At 36.4% G+C, this 18,299-nt stretch carries 17 protein-coding genes; 4 read left to right on the top strand and 13 right to left on the bottom strand.

Annotation, left to right across the window (positions count from 1 at the left end):
- The first annotated feature begins 6 nt into the window (after positions 1 to 6).
- The 3 genes from N2Z72_03310 to N2Z72_03300 are packed head-to-tail and all read left to right on the top strand — an operon-like array spanning position 7 to position 3,171.
- Complete coding sequence (locus tag N2Z72_03310; protein ID MCX7696707.1) at positions 7 to 1,194, top strand: hypothetical protein; 1,188 nt, start codon at positions 7 to 9, stop codon at positions 1,192 to 1,194.
- 23 nt (positions 1,195 to 1,217) lie between these two features.
- Positions 1,218 to 1,859, top strand: coding sequence for an MBL fold metallo-hydrolase (locus N2Z72_03305; GenBank protein ID MCX7696706.1), 642 nt, complete (start codon positions 1,218 to 1,220; stop codon positions 1,857 to 1,859).
- 37 nt (positions 1,860 to 1,896) lie between these two features.
- Positions 1,897 to 3,171, top strand: a complete 1,275-nt coding sequence (locus N2Z72_03300) for an aspartate kinase (protein MCX7696705.1) — start codon at positions 1,897 to 1,899, stop codon at positions 3,169 to 3,171.
- A gap of 1 nt (position 3,172) precedes the next feature.
- On the opposite strand, the gene N2Z72_03295 is transcribed toward N2Z72_03300, so the two are convergent.
- The 13 genes from N2Z72_03295 to N2Z72_03235 are packed head-to-tail and all read right to left on the bottom strand — an operon-like array spanning position 3,173 to position 17,531.
- Positions 3,173 to 3,871 carry an Mpv17/PMP22 family protein gene (locus tag N2Z72_03295; protein MCX7696704.1) on the bottom strand — a complete coding sequence of 233 codons (699 nt, stop codon included), beginning with the start codon at positions 3,869 to 3,871 and terminating at the stop codon, positions 3,173 to 3,175.
- 6 nt (positions 3,872 to 3,877) lie between these two features.
- On the bottom strand, positions 3,878 to 4,552 hold the full coding sequence (locus tag N2Z72_03290) for a hypothetical protein (protein MCX7696703.1): 675 nt from the start codon (positions 4,550 to 4,552) through the stop codon (positions 3,878 to 3,880).
- Between the two features lie 12 nt (positions 4,553 to 4,564).
- Positions 4,565 to 6,613 (bottom strand): acetate--CoA ligase family protein, encoded by a 2,049-nt coding sequence (locus tag N2Z72_03285; protein ID MCX7696702.1) that lies wholly within the window; start codon positions 6,611 to 6,613, stop codon positions 4,565 to 4,567.
- Between the two features lie 30 nt (positions 6,614 to 6,643).
- Positions 6,644 to 7,483 carry an MBL fold metallo-hydrolase gene (locus N2Z72_03280; GenBank protein ID MCX7696701.1) on the bottom strand — a complete coding sequence of 280 codons (840 nt, stop codon included), beginning with the start codon at positions 7,481 to 7,483 and terminating at the stop codon, positions 6,644 to 6,646.
- A 4-nt stretch (positions 7,484 to 7,487) separates the two neighbouring features.
- On the bottom strand, positions 7,488 to 8,840 hold the full coding sequence (gene radA, locus N2Z72_03275) for a DNA repair protein RadA (GenBank protein ID MCX7696700.1): 1,353 nt from the start codon (positions 8,838 to 8,840) through the stop codon (positions 7,488 to 7,490).
- Positions 8,837 to 9,229, bottom strand: a complete 393-nt coding sequence (locus N2Z72_03270) for a hypothetical protein (GenBank protein ID MCX7696699.1) — start codon at positions 9,227 to 9,229, stop codon at positions 8,837 to 8,839. The genes radA and N2Z72_03270 overlap by 4 nt, the downstream gene beginning before the upstream one ends.
- Positions 9,230 to 9,271: 42 nt before the next feature.
- Entirely contained in the window at positions 9,272 to 10,123 is an 852-nt protein-coding gene (gene nadC / locus N2Z72_03265; protein MCX7696698.1) for a carboxylating nicotinate-nucleotide diphosphorylase, read from the bottom strand.
- A gap of 5 nt (positions 10,124 to 10,128) precedes the next feature.
- The gene (locus N2Z72_03260; protein MCX7696697.1) at positions 10,129 to 10,518 is read right to left on the bottom strand and encodes a DUF4783 domain-containing protein; all 390 of its coding nucleotides are present in this window, start codon (positions 10,516 to 10,518) and stop codon (positions 10,129 to 10,131) included.
- Positions 10,519 to 10,569: 51 nt separating this feature from the next.
- Positions 10,570 to 11,544 (bottom strand): glycosyltransferase family 9 protein, encoded by a 975-nt coding sequence (locus N2Z72_03255; protein ID MCX7696696.1) that lies wholly within the window; start codon positions 11,542 to 11,544, stop codon positions 10,570 to 10,572.
- Positions 11,541 to 12,386 carry a CAP domain-containing protein gene (locus N2Z72_03250; protein ID MCX7696695.1) on the bottom strand — a complete coding sequence of 282 codons (846 nt, stop codon included), beginning with the start codon at positions 12,384 to 12,386 and terminating at the stop codon, positions 11,541 to 11,543. The genes N2Z72_03255 and N2Z72_03250 overlap by 4 nt, the downstream gene beginning before the upstream one ends.
- A 53-nt stretch (positions 12,387 to 12,439) precedes the next feature.
- Entirely contained in the window at positions 12,440 to 14,281 is a 1,842-nt protein-coding gene (gene glmS / locus N2Z72_03245; GenBank protein ID MCX7696694.1) for a glutamine--fructose-6-phosphate transaminase (isomerizing), read from the bottom strand.
- A gap of 8 nt (positions 14,282 to 14,289) precedes the next feature.
- Positions 14,290 to 15,582 carry a DUF4270 domain-containing protein gene (locus N2Z72_03240; protein ID MCX7696693.1) on the bottom strand — a complete coding sequence of 431 codons (1,293 nt, stop codon included), beginning with the start codon at positions 15,580 to 15,582 and terminating at the stop codon, positions 14,290 to 14,292.
- Positions 15,583 to 15,584: 2 nt separating this feature from the next.
- Positions 15,585 to 17,531 carry a hypothetical protein gene (locus N2Z72_03235; GenBank protein ID MCX7696692.1) on the bottom strand — a complete coding sequence of 649 codons (1,947 nt, stop codon included), beginning with the start codon at positions 17,529 to 17,531 and terminating at the stop codon, positions 15,585 to 15,587.
- A 93-nt stretch (positions 17,532 to 17,624) separates the two neighbouring features.
- Here N2Z72_03235 and N2Z72_03230 point away from each other — a divergent pair, with 93 nt between their 5' ends.
- Positions 17,625 to 18,299, top strand: coding sequence for a hypothetical protein (locus N2Z72_03230; protein MCX7696691.1), 675 nt, complete (start codon positions 17,625 to 17,627; stop codon positions 18,297 to 18,299).

Raw genomic sequence — 18,299 nt, 5'->3', positions numbered from 1 at the left:
TTGTTTATGAAAAAAATACTTTTCATTCCTTTTGGTTTGCTTTCTCATTATTTGAGACTTTTGGAATTTGCTTCAATATTACGTGAAATTAGTAATTATGATGGAGTTTTTTTAAGTCATCCCGCTTATGACGTTTTTATAGAAAATAGAGGATTTCGCACAACAGTTTCGCTTTGTTTTGATTTCGTTGAACGAATTAATGATTATGCTACAACATTCAATTTCGATTGGATTAACATCAAGTTCGTTTCCTTCGTAGTAAATCACTTGGAAAAAATTATCCATACGGAAAAACCTGACATTATTGTGAGTGATACTTTTTTAGGAGTGAGAATAGTTGCTGAAAAATGGGATATTCTCCATGTGGCTTTATTGAATGCTTACGTAACAAACCATTATGCATGTTTTCGTGATGTCCCTTATCACCATAAAGCTCATCGCTTCAAAAAGTATGTAAATGCTAAACAATGGGAAGCTTTGGTGAGAAGTGTAGAAACATTGACTCTTAGAAAAGTCCACTCACCTTTTAGAAAAATTCGCAAAAAATATAACTTACCTCTTCATCAAAATCTTTTTGATGAATTTCTCGGCAAAATAAATTTGATTTGTGACGACCCTCAGATTTTCCCTTTAAAAAAGAGTCTGCCTCAATATCACTACATTGGACCTCTTCTTTATCAGTCGAATGAAATTGATATGAGTCTGTTAGATTTTGTCGAAAAATACCGTTCACGACCAATGGTTTACGTTACAACTGGTAGTAGTGGTAGAAATATCGTACCTGAAATTTTAAATCCCGACGAATTTGACGACGTTTTTTTCATCATCTCTGGTGCGAAATACAACCATCAGAAAAAAAACTCCATTTTTAGACAATTTATAAATTTTACATCAATACAAGACAAATTGAAACTCATAATTAATCATGGAGGTAATGGAAGTATGTATCAGGCATTGAATGCCGGATTACCAATAATCAGTATTCCATGGAACTTTGAGCAAGAATGGAATGTGCAAAGATTTAATCAACTAGGTTTATGTGAAATACATTATCCTAGTGATTCTCCTCAAAAATTAAAAGTGTTGATTGAAAAAAAAATTGGAAGTGAAGCTAACGTACATTACAAACATAAATACGATCTGGCCAGCGTAAAGAATACACTGAAAGGGTTAGTCTTTAAACTCTTGAATTAAAAAACTTATATTTGAAAAAATTAATGAATATGCAAATTTATTCTATGCAATTTAATGACTTTTTGGTAAATACATACATCGTTATAAAGGACAATAAATGTTTAATCATTGATCCTGGTTGTTATGGTGTGGATGAACAAAAAAAATTCACAGCACTTTTAACCAAATATCATTTATCTCCAGTGGCTGTTCTTATCACTCATCCACATCTCGATCATATGATGGGAGTACCTTTTCTTACGGATAGCTATAGCATACCTACTTATATTCATCAAGCCGGATTGGAACTTTACCAACAAGTACATACGTGGTCTTCTTTTTTTGGCATCAACATACCTAAAATGCCAGAACCTGTGTGTTTTGTCCAGGATCAGATGTTGATCGATTCCTTTGCTTTTAATACACTTTATGTTCCAGGTCATGCTGATGGATCGGTATGTTATTTCTTTCCAGAAATTCAAAGTCTTTTTACGGGTGATGTTCTTTTTGCAGGTTCCATAGGAAGAACCGATCTGCCCACTGGGAATTACGATGTGTTGATGAATTCTCTCCGACTTTTAATTGAATCAATTCCTCCAGAAACAAAAGTTTATCCAGGACATGGACCTTCGACCACCTTAAAAGAAGAAATTCAAACCAATCCTTTTCTTACTGATCTTATGTGAAAAAAGTTAATTTTGTCCCTTCTAACAAGGAGCAGTCATGTCCGTACAAGTTTTTAAGTTTGGTGGTGCATCTGTTAAAGATGGATCATCTGTCAGAAATGTGTTGAAAATCTTGCAAAGACAATCTTTTGCAAAATTAGTCTTAGTGATCTCTGCCATGGGAAAAACCACCAATAATCTGGAACAGCTATTTTATGCATACATCGAACAGAGGTCTCTTGAGCCTCATTTTGAAAAAGTTTATGCTTATCATCACGCAATTGTCGAAGAACTTTTTGGGTCGGACAAAACATTGAGAATTTTTACCGAACTAGAAAAATTATTTATTCAGTTGCGAAGTGAATTACAAGTTTTTTATGATGGAAATTTTAATAAAGCTTATGATCGTATCGTACATTACGGTGAATTATTTTCTTCAACTATACTATATTGGTTTTTATTAAAAAGCGGCTTAAATGTTGCATTAGTTTCTGCGAGGGATTGTATTTTGACAGATTGCGCTTATCGAGAAGCCAATGTTTTATGGGATAAGACATGTGAAGCTATTCGTTATTTTGCATTGAATGCATTTGAGAAACACGATATTATCATCTCGCAAGGTTTTATTGGTTCATCGGAGGATGGTGAGCCAGCAACTTTAGGAAGGGAAGGCTCAGACTATACAGCTGCCATCTTTGCTTATGCTTTGGATGCAACATCATTAACCATATGGAAAGATGTTCCTGGGGTCATGAATGCTGATCCTAAACGTCTACCTGATGCTGTCCCTGTTCCACATCTTTCCTATAAAGAAACAGTCGAACTTGCATATTATGGTGCTTCGGTAATTCATCCCAAAACTCTCAAACCTCTTCAAAACAAAAAAATTCCACTTTTCGTACGATCATTTATCGATTCAGACTTGCCAGGAACCAGCATCGATGACCGAGAAGAATCGTTAAAACTCCCTTTTTACATCATCAAGCCACAACAAGTGCTTATGAGTTTTTTCCCAAAAGATTTTTCTTTTATTGATGAATCTAATTTAAGTTTAATTTTTAGTATTCTTGCCCGACATCAGATCAAAATTAGGCTGATGGAAAACACAGCATTGAGTTTTTCAGTTTGTTTTGATGAAGATCCATATAAAATAGATTTTATTTTGCAAGAGCTTTCTGTTCCTTTTTATATTAAATACAATACTTCAATGGAGCTTATTACTATACGACATCATCAATTTGCTGAAAACATTGAAAAACTCGTCGGAGGGAGAAAAGTTTATCTTGAGCAACGGACACGAATTATGCGCCATTTGTTAGTAAAAAGCGAATAAATTAATGTTTTTTCTTGCTCAATTGGGCAGCAAAAGCAAGGAAAATGCCAAGAACCATGCTCAAAATAGCTGCAAATAACACACGGAATTCTTCCGGCAAAAGGAATGTTATGGTGTGGGCAGGAATCCAAAAGTAAGGAATGGTTTTTTTAAGAACAAATCCCCAATGGACGTTCCAGTCCAAGTTTTTAAGAATTCTACTTACGTGTATAGGTTTAAAAAGCGAATTCAGTTTCCCCTGGTGATTTTCGATATGTGTATCTGTAATTTTATGCGTTGTCATGAGAACTGGAGCAAAAATGAGATTCATGAAAAAGCTAATTCCAAAAGCTGTAACAACTTTAATCCATGAAATAGATTGTGACATTGAGGCTGTAGCACCTTTAAGTCCCATGTATTCAAGAAATAGTGGAATACCTATTCCGAAAACCTTGAATGCAATGAAAATAAAGCATCCTAATACTCCCCAAATAATTAGTTTAGGCAAATAACCAAAATTCCATGAAGGATACTCCCCTCGTCGGATTCTATAGCCAATAGCTTCTCCCACAGTAGCAAGAACAGCAAATTTTAGAAAACTCATGAGCATTCCATGATTTTTGCTCATCTCAAGAAACCAGGCGTATGCAGGTTCTATCAATATAAATGGCGTGAAAATAATAACAAGAAGTATTAAAACCAATAAATCCTTCTTATTCATATTTGCTTACTTATCTTGTTTCTTGTTTTTTAAGTTGGTAAGTGAAAGTCCAATTTCTATACTTATCAGATTGGATTTATTCATATAGCGGTAGGGTTTGGTGGTTTGCCCTTGTGAAGTAATAGAAAAATTCTTGTTCATAAAATTCATCGGATAATAGTGGAGGCGAAGAGTAGTTTTATGAAAATTTATGCCTATAAAAGCAGAAGGCATGAATAGTTCCGTTCGCTGGGAAAACCATTCACTGATTTTTTCAATTTTGTTTTTGCCCGCAAACCATTTTTCCTTATAATGCAAAGGAATGCTTATGTCTCCTCCGAATAAAACAAAAAAACCATTTTTTTCTGAAATATTACCAATTTTAAAACCTAGAGGTAGTTTGAAAGCATATACACGATACTTCCTTTTGGTAAAAGAAGTATCTGTATAATTAGCAATAAAGCCAAGATTTCGAATACCGGCACCGATAAATAAACCAAAATAGTCAGTGAAATGAACATGATAGTACTCAGAAAAATTAAACCACCAGCTTACACGTGGCTCCATTGTGGTGTAAAGAGTGTCTTCAAACCGAGCCATACAAATTGCCCAATCTATTCCACTGCCAAAAAAAGTTTTCACTTGAGCATGAATTGCACCATAAACGAAAACGCACATTAAAATAACTTGGATTTTTTTCATAGTGATAATATTTTATAATGTTGTTTTAATTCTTGCATCAACTACGTAAATTTGATCTCCATCAGCAATAATAGGATTTAGATCAAGTTCTTTAATTTGTGGGAATAACTTAACAAGCCAGCTAAGTCGTACTAAAATTTCAGCTAATTTAGCTTTGTTAATAGGTTGAAATCCCCGGACGCCATCTAGCATTTTGTTGCTACGTATGGACTGAATCATATACATGGCTTCCTCCTGAGAAAGGGGAGCCAATCCATAGGATACGTCTTTTAGTGTTTCCACGAAAATTCCACCCAGACCAAACATCAACAAATGTCCAAAGTCACCTTCGTGTATACTTCCCATAAAAAGTTCAATACCTTTTATCATGGGCTGAACTAGAACTGAAGTTGCGGATGGAATTTGCATCAGGCGCTTGAATTCTTCTCTTAAAGTGCTTTCACTATTGATGTTCAGCACGACACCACCTACATCAGTTTTATGTATAGGTCCTACGACTTTCATAACCACGGGAAATCCTATTTCATGAACTTTTTCGATAAGTTCGTCTTCGGAGTTAGATATTATTTCGCGCACGCGTGGAATACCTGCGCCATCCAAAATGAAACTTATTTTTTCCGGTGAGATATAACCATTTACACCATTTAAACTTTTTGCAATTAAATCCTCATTCATAGGAATTTTTTCTTCGCTTTTAGGAATAAAAGTATTTACGTATTTAGCAAAACACTTGCCGAAAATAACTTCGTCCGGGAAAAAAACGTTTTCTTTTTCAATAAAGTGTTGTATCTCGCGGGCTACGTTCATGACGGAAGGCAAGATTGGATATATTGGTTTATGTGAAGTTTTTATGTGCTTATCAAGAACATCATAGGCGTCGTATACTTCGAAAAGTCCAGGACTACCAAAAATCACAGGAATTGCATGTATTTGATCAAATACGTTTATACAATAATGTAAGATATGATCCAGTTGCTCTGCTGTACCGGTAGCTAGAAAGTCGATGGGATTATTGACAGAGGATCCCGGAAAAAGTTTTTCAGCTAGCTCATTTTTGGCTGGGTGATCGATAGGTGGAACATGCACACCTTCGTTTGACAAAGCATCGGTAAGCATAACTGCCGGCCCACCAGCATGGGTTACGATAGCAACGTTTTTCCCTTGTGGGCGTGGAAATTTGAAAACAGAAGCCATCGTGGCTAATTCCGATCTCCCATGACATCGAATAATTCCTGCCTTTCTGAACAATGCTTCTACAGCTGCATCATTGGTTGCCATCGCTCCTGTATGAGAGGAAGCAGCTCTGCCACCAGCTTCAGAACTTCCTGCTTTTATAGCAGCGATTCGACAGCCCTTACTCACAAGAGATCTTGCATGTTGAAGCAATTTTTGAGGTTGCTTAATTGTTTCCAAGTAGAGTAATTTAATAGGAGCACTTTTCCCTTCTTCATAAGTTTGATCCAAATATTCTAGGATGTCTTCTACTCCAACTTGTGCACTATTACCAACGCTAAAGACATTAGAAAACTTAAGTCCAAGAGGTATGCTACTTTCCATGATGAAAACCGCAGTTGCTCCACTTCCACTGATAAAATCTATTTGACCGGGTTCCAACTTTGGTATAGGCGTGGTGAATACGGAAGCGTGGTAAGGAGTCATTACTCCAATACAATTGGGACCAATGAGTGTGGCTCCAGCTTCATTAACTATTTTTACGATCTCTTCCTCAAGCAATTTACCTTCATGACTTTCTTCGCTAAATCCTGCACTAAATATGATAAAAGCTTTAACATTTTTTTCTTTGGCTAATATTTCGACAGTCTCTGGGCAAAATTTTGCGGCAATCGCAAGAACTGCCAGGTCAGAAGGAGGAATCGAGCGAACATCAGGATATGCTTTTAAGCCTTGAACTTCGGTTTCCTTAGGATTAACTACGAACAGTTTTCCTTGGTATTTGGAATCCAGCAGATTTTTTACGACCTTCCCACCAGGTTTTCTAATATCATTCGATGCACCAACTATGGTAATACTTGTTGGCTGAATCAATTCTTTGCTAATCATAAGAAAATCTTTTACCAAAAATGCAAAATTTTACGATTTAGGAAATAAAAATTTCTCACCTTTAAAGCCTTTCTCGGTGAGGAGGATTTTAGCACTTTCGTTCATGGAGTCGTGTTCAAAAAAAAGAAAAATGTTTTTTTCTAATGCTTTCTGTAAAAAAAATTTTTTTTCTTCAATGGCAACTAAAGGTTGCGTATCAACCGAAGCACACCAAACAGGTTGTATGTGAGAGATGGATGGAATAAAGTCGGATGCATAAAGATAAGTTTGATTTTTCCACGTGAAATAAGGAAGGAGTTGACCTCGAGTATGTCCATGTGTAAGCAAGTAGGGAAGTCCTGCAACTGTAGAATCTTGCGCATGGACCACTTTTAGTTTGCCAAGTTTTAGTATGGGAAGAATGTTATCCTCGAAAAAACTTGCTCTTTCGCGAGGATTGGCGTGAAAAAAATGATAAAGTTGTTCTTGAGAAACCCAATGATTAGCTTGTGGAAATATTAGTCTAAGCTTATCATTTAATTTTTCTGTGGCACCTCCACAATGGTCATCATGTAAATGCGTGAAAATAACATCAGTTATGTCATTGACATGATAACCTGCTTGTTGGATTAATTCTTTTAAATTGTGACGCTCCAAAATGAATTTGTATTGATAGTATTTGTCATCTCTTTTTTGACCAAAGCCAGTATTGATGAGTATGAGTTGATCGGCCAATTCTAGAAGAAGGCAGCGGTTAACCAGAGTAATTAAATTATGTTCATCGGAAGGATAAAGAGAGGCCCAAAGATTTTTTGGTACAACACCAAAGGCAACACCTCCGTCAATTTTCCAAATTTCAGGAATCAATGGGATAGCTTTAATGATATTCATGGGTTTATGTTTGCAAGTTTTCCAAGAGATTTTTAAGATGTTCTAAAGCTATAAACTGGACATCAGGAGGATGATTGATATGAAGATTCTTAAGATTTACAAGAGGCAGGTAGATATGTTTAAAGCCAATTCGAATAGCTTCAGAAACTCGTAATTCAAGTCGATCGACGGGCCTAATTTCTCCAGTAAGTCCTATTTCCCCCGTAAAACAAGCATAAGGAGGTATAGAAAAGTCAAAATGAGAAGAAATAATGGAACAGGCAACACCAAGGTCCAATGCAGGATCATCAATTCTTAATCCTCCTGTGATATTAAGAAAAACGTCTTGAAAACCTACTTTCATACCAAGTCTTTTTTCAAGAACAGCTAAAATCATGTTAAGCCTTTTAGGATCGAAGCCTGTCGTTGTTCGTTGTGGGTTACCGTAGGCTGAAGAACTAACAAGAGCTTGCACTTCTACAAGTAAGGGCCTTATTCCCTGAATAGTACAAGCAACAGCCGTACCGGAAAGGTTTTGTGTTCGATGAGAGAGTAAAATTTCTGAAGGATTGCTTATTTCACGTAAACCGTTTGATGTCATTTCGAAAATACCAAGTTCGTTGGTAGGACCGAATCGATTTTTAAGGGTTCTTAGAATTCGATAGCCATAATGTTCGTCGCCTTCAAATTGCAAAACTACATCTACCATGTGTTCTAGTAATTTAGGCCCAGCTATCATTCCATCTTTGGTAATATGACCAATTAAAAAAACAGAAATGTGATTTTCTTTTGCTAATCGTTGTAAATCGTTAGCACATTGTCGAATTTGAGTCAATGATCCAGTAAATGCTTCTACTTTGGGGTTGTATACTGTTTGAATAGAATCCACAATAAGAACGGTAGGCTTTAGGTTTAAAGTTGCTTGGATAATTTGATCTACATTCGTTTCATTACTTATATAAATGTTGTTTGATATTGATCCAAGTCTTTCTGAACGTATTTTAATCTGGGAAAGGCTTTCTTCCCCAGAAACATAGAGACATTTAAGTTCGGGATTATGAAGAGCAACCTGCAAAAGCAAAGTAGATTTTCCTATTCCAGGTTCCCCTCCTAGTAAAATAAAAGAGCCTGGTACTAACCCCCCGCCAAGGACTCTATTGAATTCCTGATATTGAGTAACAAACCTTTCTACGCCCTCACAAGGAACGTCATGAAGTGAATAAAACCTAAAGTCGGTAAGCAAATTTTCACGAATTGAAGTTTCTATGCTTTCTTCAACGACACTATTCCAACTATTACATTGAGAACATTTGCCCAACCATTTAGAATATATAGCTCCACAATTTTGGCAAACAAATATTCGTTTACTTTTACTCATTTATCTTCACGTACGAATTCTCTGTAAAACCAGTTTTCTCCTTTTTCATAGAGCATGATGAGAATTTCATCATTCATTTTCAATACCATCCATTGCCCATTGTATTTGTAAAAATAGCTTAATCCTTCTATATCAACATAAGTTCTGTCTAATTTTACATAAAGATGATACTTACCTAAATCGGTTGTGTCTATGGGAGTCTGGGGGTTATCTTTTTTAATCATCTGAATATTACCATTGTTGAATTCCCAGACTTCATACCATGTCACAAGAGAATCTTTAGAAAGTCGAATGAGTCTCCAACTTTGCTGAATTTTTTCCTGTTTCTTCTTTTCGCATGAAAGGAAGAAAAAAATGCTTACGAGAAAAATAAAAAGTAACTTTTTCATATTGTTTTTTCAAGTATGACAAAGGTAAAAAAAATTGCTCAATCACTTAACAAACTTTAGTGACAGATCAAGGCTAGAGTAGTGGTGAGTGATGAAGCCTGATGAGATAAAATCGACACCTGTTTCAGCATAAGGGCGAATGTTATCAGGTGTAATTCCACCGCTTGCTTCAGTTTCAACACACTTATTAATCATTTGAACAGCCTCTTTGAGTTGGTCAGGAGTAAAATTGTCGAGTAGGATACGTTGGACGTAGCCATAAGAAAGAACTTCTTCGATTTCTTTTTTATTTCGTACTTCAATTTCTACAGGAATTTGCAAATTATTCTTTTCGAGGTACTCTTTAACTCTGGTAAGGGCTTGTCGGATTCCACCAGCTGCATCAATGTGATTGTCTTTGATAAGTATCATGTCGTCTAGTCCAAAGCGATGATTGTAGCCACCTCCAATGCGGACAGCCCATTTTTCAATCAGACGTAAAATAGGTGTGGTTTTTCGTGTATCAAGAAGCTTAGCAGGAGTATCTTTGATAAGTTCTACCATCTGATGAGTTAGTGTAGCGATTCCACTCATTCTTTGCATGAAATTTAAGGTGGTTCTTTCACACAAAAGTAGATCCTGCATAGGTCCTTCTACTATAAAAACCACATCGCCTTTTTGTACTTCCTTGCCGTCTGTTATAAGCAATTGAATGGCAATGGAAGGATTAATGTGATGGAAAATCTGGCGTGCCAGTTCAACACCTGCTATAATCCCTTTTTCTTTGACAAACAAAGCCATTTTGCCACGAAAACCAGGTGGAATAGTGGCTTGCGTAGTATGATCACCATTACCTATGTCTTCTCGCAAGGCAAGTTGAATAATTTGTTCAATACTGAGGGGGGGTAAATTCATACAAATTATTCAAATTTTAAAATATGCATTTGAATGGAATTACCCTTTTTTTCAACAACATAGTAAACATTAAAAGACCTGGATTGAGTAAAATATTTACCAATGGTATAGAAAGAATTATCGCCATTTCTTCCTTCGCTTACTACCTCGAAAGAAACAGGGGGATACGATGAAAAGAAATCTTTCATCAAAATCTCTGCTTGAACTTTGCTAAATTCACCTTTGTTGCCAGGAATAGAAAGTTGTATCGTTGGAGCAAAAAATGTTGCTAGTTGAGAAGCATCACCGGTTGCAATAGCTTTTCTGATACCATCGTTGACGTTTTTCCATGATGATATAGTATCAGTAACTGGGTGTACTGAAAAAACCAATATGTAAATAATGGTTTGGAGCATGATAATAAAATTTAACTTCCAAGAGCAAATTTTAAGCCAAAATTAGATATTTTATATTAGATTTGAAACAGCAGAAACAATTCGCATGGGAGAAATGTTTTCCATGCACTTAAAATGACCTTTCGGGCAACGATGATAGCCTAGTTTGCTACATGGCCTACATGAAAGATTTTTTGTTTCAACGATGATGCTTTGGCTTTGATATGTCTTGGGAAATAATGGATACATGCCAAAAGCAGGAACTGTATTTCCCCAGATGGAAATAAGAGGTTTTTTAAATGCTGCTGCTATGTGCATAAGTCCAGTATCGTGCGAGATAACAACAGTTGATTCTTTGATATAATAGGCCGACTCCGCGATACTTAGTTTGCCGCAAAAATTAAAAACCTTGTTTTTACTGTTTTTTGTAAGAAAAATCCCCTCAACTTCTTCAGCCCTTCCGCCCAATAAAACCACTGGCTGTGTTAAATGATCTATTACCTCTAACCAAAGATAGGTCGGATATTTTTTTGTATAATATGTTCCACCTAAAACTACGGCTATAAACGGCTTAAAATCAATATCGATATGAAAAGAAGGTGGTAGATAAAAATCCAGTCCTTCTCCGTCATAACTTAAATTTAGTTTTCTTAATGCTTTAAAGTATCTTTCGACGATGTGTTGTTGTGGTAAAAAATTTATTTTAAATCGGGTAAGAAGTAATTTTTTTATGTTAAGTTTTGGAAAAGTAGAATACGAAGCAGATGAAAAGCAAAAAGCAAATGTTTTGCTTCTCCAGTTTCTATGTAAATCGATAAAATAGTCGAACTTTAAAGATCGTAGTTCAAGATTTTTTAAGGGATTTTTTTCGACTGTCCATAGGTGATCTATATTTGGATTATAACGAAGAATATCTGCATATTGTTCTCGTGTAATATAGTGGATTTCTACGTCGGGAAAATTTTTTCTCAGTACCCTTAATAGAGGAGTTGTTAGCACTATATCTCCCATTGAACTTAGTCGATAAAAAAGGAATTTCGATTTCATGGTTCCGTGCCGAAAAGATTGACATAATAGTAAGAAAATTTGCTTCCGGGAGCGTTGCAAATAGTAAATCCCATACCTGCTCGGTTAAACTTGGAATTCAATATATTGGCACGATGTCCTTTGCTTGCCATCCAGCTTTCGAATAGAGATTCGATCGTCGTTTGACCAGCAGCAATATTTTCGCCTACCATACTTCCTTGAAAATTTGCACGCATCGCACGAACCATAGGGTTACCTCTAATTAAATCCTGATGGTTGAAAAACTTTCTTCGACACATTTCTTCAGCATGACGACGTGCTTCGTATGATAGTTTGTAATTCATTTCCAATTTTTTTCGTGCATGCTTCTTCCGTATGACGTTGATTTTATCTAACATCAAGTGAATGATAATAAAATAAGAAGTATCACCATATGTGGCGTAAAGGTCCGAAATAGGGATTTTGTAAAGATTTTTCAACAGGGATGGATCTTTATAAAATTTGTGCTCTGTCCACTTCTTCCAGGATATGGAATAATTTTCTAATTCTTGTTTTAACGAATCATTTGATAAAGTTTTCAATGCTTTAGAGAAAGCCAATGTATCGGACGAACCAATAGCATCATAAAAAAGATATATTTCACGCAAACTGTCGATTTTTTTTCTTGCTAGTGAAGTGTAGGAGGATGCTGGATACTTACGGACAAAATTTTCAAAGTCTGAAATTTTATAAGAATACTTAATTTTTTTGAATGCTGATCCACCACTTTGTTGCGTGTGAAGGGTTAGGAAAACAAAGAAAAAAGTAAAAGAAAAAAAGATTTTACTTGAGCAAGGGTAAATGAACTTTTGCACTTTTATCATTATGAATAATTTTTTTGGTTTTAAATAAAAAAAAGTTAGTCACCCTCGTTAAATTATTCAACAGTAACTGATTTAGCTAGATTTCTAGGCTGATCGACGTTGCATCCTCTTAAGACAGCAATATAGTAAGCAAGCAGTTGCAGAGGAATAGTGGTCAGAAGTGGTTGAAGGAACTCAAGGGTATGTGGTATCTCAATGACGTGATCGCTAAGAGCTCTTACAGCTTGATCACCTTCTGTTACAATGCTAATAATTTTACCTTTGCGTGCTTTAACTTCCTGGATATTAGAAATGATTTTTTCGTAAATGCCATTGCTTGGAGCTATGAAAACAACGGGCATATTTTCATCGATAAGGGCGATAGGACCATGCTTCATCTCTGCAGCTGGATATCCTTCGGCATGTATGTAAGAAATTTCTTTAAGTTTCAAAGCTCCTTCTAGAGCCACCGGAAAATTGTAGCCCCTACCTAAATAGAGGAAATTGCGAGAATCTTTAAAAATTTCAGCGATTTGTTTAATCGTCTCGGCATTTTTTTCGAGTGTTACTTTTATTTTATCGGGAATTTTGTCTAATTCATGAAGATATTCCTGAAAAATTGATTCTTTGATCAATCCTTTCTGATAACCTAACATCAAGCTCATCATAGTAAGGACGGTTACCTGAGCTGTAAAAGCTTTGGTGGATGCGACACCAATTTCAGGACCTGCATGTGTATATACACCAGCATGTGTCTTTCTAGCTATGGATGAGCCAACCACGTTGCATATGCCAAGCACAGTGGATTTTTTGTCTCGTGCAAGTTCTACGGCAGCAAGTGTATCGGCAGTTTCGCCAGACTGACTAATGGCTATAACAATGTCATTTTCATCGATAATAGGATTACGGTATCTAAACTCTGATGCATATTCAACTTCTACGGGTATACGAGCAAGGTCTTCGAGCAAATATTCACCGACCAGTCCTGCATGCCATGATGTGCCACATCCAACTATGATAAAGCGTTTGGCAGAAAGCATTTTTTGCTTATAGTCTATGATACCTCCCAATTGGATTTTGCTGTCCTCCAATCTTAATCGGCCACGCATACTATCTCTGACAGAATTGGGTTGTTCGTAAATTTCTTTGAGCATGAAATGTGGAAAACCACCCTTTTCAATAGCGCTTAGACTTAGCTCTAATTGCTGAATATAGGGAGTTCTCTCGATGTTTCGAATGGTGATGAGTTTGAGTTCGCCTCGTCGAGGAATGATAGCAATTTCTTCATCTTCCATGTAAACTACGTTTCTGGTGTATTCTACAATAGGCGTGGCATCTGAAGCTAAAAAGTATTCATCATTACCTATGCCAATCACGAGGGGACTGCCTTTCTTGGCTGCTATGATCATGTCTGGATGGTCTTCTGAAATAATGGCTATGGCATATGCTCCTATAACTTGATTTAATGCAATTTGAAGAGCAGTTATGAGGTCTTTTCTTTCATGAATCATGATGTCTTCAACTAGATGTATCAATACTTCCGTATCAGTTGTGCTTTCAAACCTATGACCACGCTTGATAAGTTCCTCCTTAAGGGAGTTATAATTTTCAATTATTCCATTATGAATAATCGCCATTTTTTGACTTTGAGAAAAATGAGGATGAGCATTTTCGTCGTTAGGCTCGCCATGAGTTGCCCAACGCGTGTGGGCAATGCCAAGAGTTCCTCGCAGATCCAAGTCTTTAATCATGTTTTCTAAATCCTTGACTTTCCCCCTTTTTTTATGTATTTGGATTTTTTCGTTCAAAAGAGCTATTCCAGCACTATCATAACCTCTGTATTCAAGTCTGTAAAGCCCATTGATTAAAATGGGATATGCTTGCCTGTAACCTATATATCCAACAATCCCACACATAATTTTTGTTATTTTATTGGTGTATAATAAACAATTAATTTCATTGGTTGAATAAGATTTTGTGGACCTGAGAGAACCACTCTATGGGGATTAACAGCATTACCATTGACCATGAGTGCATAGGTTGCAGTGGAGTCGTGTTTCTTAATAATGTTCTGTAACTCAAGAGTAAACAAAAGACTATAAAATTTATTGTTAGCATCGTAGTTTGGTTTGTTTAATTCCGAGCTACTAGCACCATAATCAAGCGTAGCTTCGAATTGACCTTTTGAATTGATTCGTAGAATAGAAATAATTTTAGGTACAGGGTAGGTATTGGAAGTATGGTCTGTAGCTTCTATAGGAATTACAAGCTTGGCTTGGTTGATGATTACTTTTCCATTCAAAAAATTATGTATACCTGGAAATTTAATTATCACTTTGGTTCCAGCCATGGATTGCAGAAATAAAATTTTTTGTCCTATTGTTGTGTCACCGTTTAATTGAGATATAAGGTCAGGGTGGGAATATTGATAATTGTGGGAAAAGAATGTATACCTGGGAGTTGTTTTGGTAATTTTGAACGTATAGGAGCGGTTTTCTCCATTGGTACGGTAAAACAATGTCATACCGGAATTGTTTGAAGTAACATCAAACGATGCTAAACAGCCGGTTCCCCCTTCATAAACGGGTAAAATAGCTATACCTTTAATAAAACTTGTAAATGTGGCATTGTTATATAGTAGCCCTTCATGAGCAGCTTCCACAATTTTTTTAGCAAACTGGTTCGAAAGCTTTATTCTGAGTTGCGCAGGAAATCGACGATTGTTTATATATACACTGTCTTGTAGGTCTGGTGTAACAGTAGCAGAGCCAAGTAACTGTCCTACTTCAAAAGGGTTGTTAGAATAATAAATGGTATCTTTAACATTAGAAACGAGTTCGCGTACTTGGTAAGTGATTAGGTTATTCTCTTTGGGAAAGCCGTAGATGTAAAAGTATTCCAAATGTAAGACAAGAGAATCTACAATAATATCTTGAGGAAATACAACACTGGTAGTAGGAAGGTTGAGCTGAGTGCAAAAAGCAGCATAAGTTGTCCCAAAAATAGGATCCACGTAAATACCGGCTAAACTCTGAGCAGTTCTATCGGAACGAACACTATCAGTTTTCTGAGTATAGGCTATGATGGTAAAAGTATCTACCTTGAGGCCTGAGATCTCTTCATCAGGTGGATAAATTTCCCAACCAATGTCTTCGTTATGCTGGCATGAGTATAGTAAAAAACCCACGATGATGGAAAATAAAATAATTTTTTTCATCTTTAAAATTCATTTAGAGTTTCGGTAATTCCTTTATGTATTTCATACCAGTAGTCAATAGCAGCTGTACGTCTGTCGCGGCGAAGGTAATCTATCCACCCCAATAGATCAGGATTGTTGTCGCCTTCGATTTCATGTTTGCGTTGCAAGTATGATTCAACGAGTTCTACATTTTTGTAAGATTCCCAAAGACCGCTGTTATTTCTGCTGTTGATATTGTATGCAAGAGCATCAATGCTTTTTGTGAATTTTTCAGCAGATTCTTTACCAAAAAGTTGTCCTAAAATATCCGGCATGAAATCCTCGGCCCAATTGCGATGAAAACGACAAAAACCAAGGTTGTCCATAATAAGTTCTTTCTTGAAACGTTCGGTGTTTAAGCGTCCCAGAATGCGTGGATGCATGAAGTCATTGCCATAATACATGTAGTATTTCCCCATGATGGGCATGGGAGATAAAACTCCTGGTGTCCAATATTGGTTGGGGACCATCCATCCCCTGCGACCAAAAGTGACGTAAAGGAAATGGTCAATAATTATTCTACCACGTTGGCGTGCAAGTTTACGAGCCCAACGCCTCGGACCAAAAGTGAAATCTATGATACCTCTTTTATACACTATAGAATTGAGTAGCTCCACTCCTAATCTTGCATTATGAAGAGAATCAAGTACCGGATCAAAACCATCTTTACGCCAAATAGGAAACTGTGTAACTCCAAGTTCTTCTTTAGTGACAAGTCCTTTATAGAGAAGTTCCATCAGCCAGGCAAGAACGCCACCTACGGAAATTGCATCAAAACCCAATGTGTCTGCATGGTGGTTGAGAAGTTCAGCAGCTCGTTGATCAAAAACTCCACAAAGAGGTCCCATTGTCTGGTAGGGTTCGTAGTCCTTTTTGTATTGATTATTCATTTTTTTGCATACAGCCACACAGGGTTCACCACATGTCCAATTTTGTTTTTTTCGAATAGTTTCTTCGTTAAATTGCTTGAGATAATGATTGACTATAAAATTCTGATGTAAAGAAATTCGCTCATCTTCTGACCAAAAAAAAGACTGATAATTGAAAGCCATTACGCGGCCACCCATTGTAGCGAAATTGACTCCAAATGTTCCACCTGTTTCGAATTTGGGGTCAAACCTATATTTGGTAGTGGCTTCAAGGTCTTTAGCAGCTAGTTTTTTTTGATATCTGTCTTCGAACCATTTGTCTGCTACAGACCTATCACGAAAGTCCTTGTCAATGTATGTTCCTCCGTAGATGACTGCAGCAATGTTGTACTCCTGAAGCATCTTAGATCCGAATCCTCCCCTGCCTGCCCACGTATCTACATAGGTTAGTTCGCCCTTTCTAACAGGAACACTCACAATAGCACCGAAATCGGTGGTAGCAGCTGCTGGCCCCACAACAAGAATACGATATTGATCTATATATTCTTCACCATATTTTTCATTAACGTAATCCATCAATGAATATACACCGCCACGCCCACTGTCCCATATTTCCCAAAGGTCATGAATGGGTTCCACGCGAACCTGAATTTCTTCACCATGTATACGATTCAGAATGAGTACGGATGGTTTTTGAGCTCTGCCTGTGATGCTCACCATGTTTAAACCGAGATTATCAAAGGCAAGCCCAGCACCCCCCATGCTTGAAATGTAAAAACCAGTCCAACAAGGACTAAATCCAGTAAAAATAAGTCTATTTGAACCAGGGAATATAGAACCTGCAAGAAGTCCAATACCAAAATTTAAAGAATTATATTGAGTTGAATGATGAAGTCCTAAGTCGACAGGGCCAAAAAATTCACCAACGGGATATCGAACTACTTTATACATTCCAGAACTCACATCAATAATTATTGTTTTAACATGCGACTCATATTTATTTTCGGTAATGCCAAAATGGGTTTCTTGGGTTTCTACCTTTTTTTCTTGTTCAGTCATTGTTAAGCATTTTGTTTTTCAAAGTTAATACTTTCTTGATTATTAGTTTTGAGGCACAATTTTTGTAAAATTTTGTAAAACATAATAACGCATATGAAAAAGAAATATTTTTTCTTAACCTTTGTTGTAAGTGTGTGGGCATATGCTCAAACCAGAGCAGTTATTTATTCTATGAGAATCAAAGTTGATCCTGCTTTGGTGGAAGAAGTTAAAATTTCAACAAACAAGCCTCTCACAGGTAGTTTTTCATTTCGTGAATGTTTTCCTGATACATTGACTGATTTTATCATTGCGAAAAGCGAAGAAATATTGAGTCGTAAATTTGGAGTGCCATTTGAAGCCTTTTATTCATACTATAAAAATGGGAAGAAAATTACCACCATGGGTGTTTATGGGGAATTGGAAGGCTTGCCTGATAATACTTACAAAAAAACGGTTTCTTCTATTTCCGCTAACTATTATGCTTTAATAGATGCTCATCTTACTGGGGGAGGAGATTTTTCTATAGAATTTGCAAATGGAAGCGTGAGCAAAATTAAACCTCAAATTTCAGTTACTGTGAAAGTTTTTGATAGCAATAAGAAAAAAGTCTATGCCCGTACGGTTACGCTCAAAAAATTTGGTAAACTCAGAAGTAAAACTGAATATTTGGTCGATCCTCGAACAGGCAAAACTTGGGCAGTCAAAACCTCAGAAACACTCTCACCTATGGATGTAGTTTTAATATACTTATCTGGGCTTGAACATAACTTGTTTGAAAACAAATAA

Source organism: Bacteroidales bacterium (assembly GCA_026418905.1).
GTDB lineage: Bacteria > Bacteroidota > Bacteroidia > Bacteroidales > DTU049 > JAOAAK01.
This window is presented reverse-complemented; position numbering and strand designations above follow the sequence as displayed.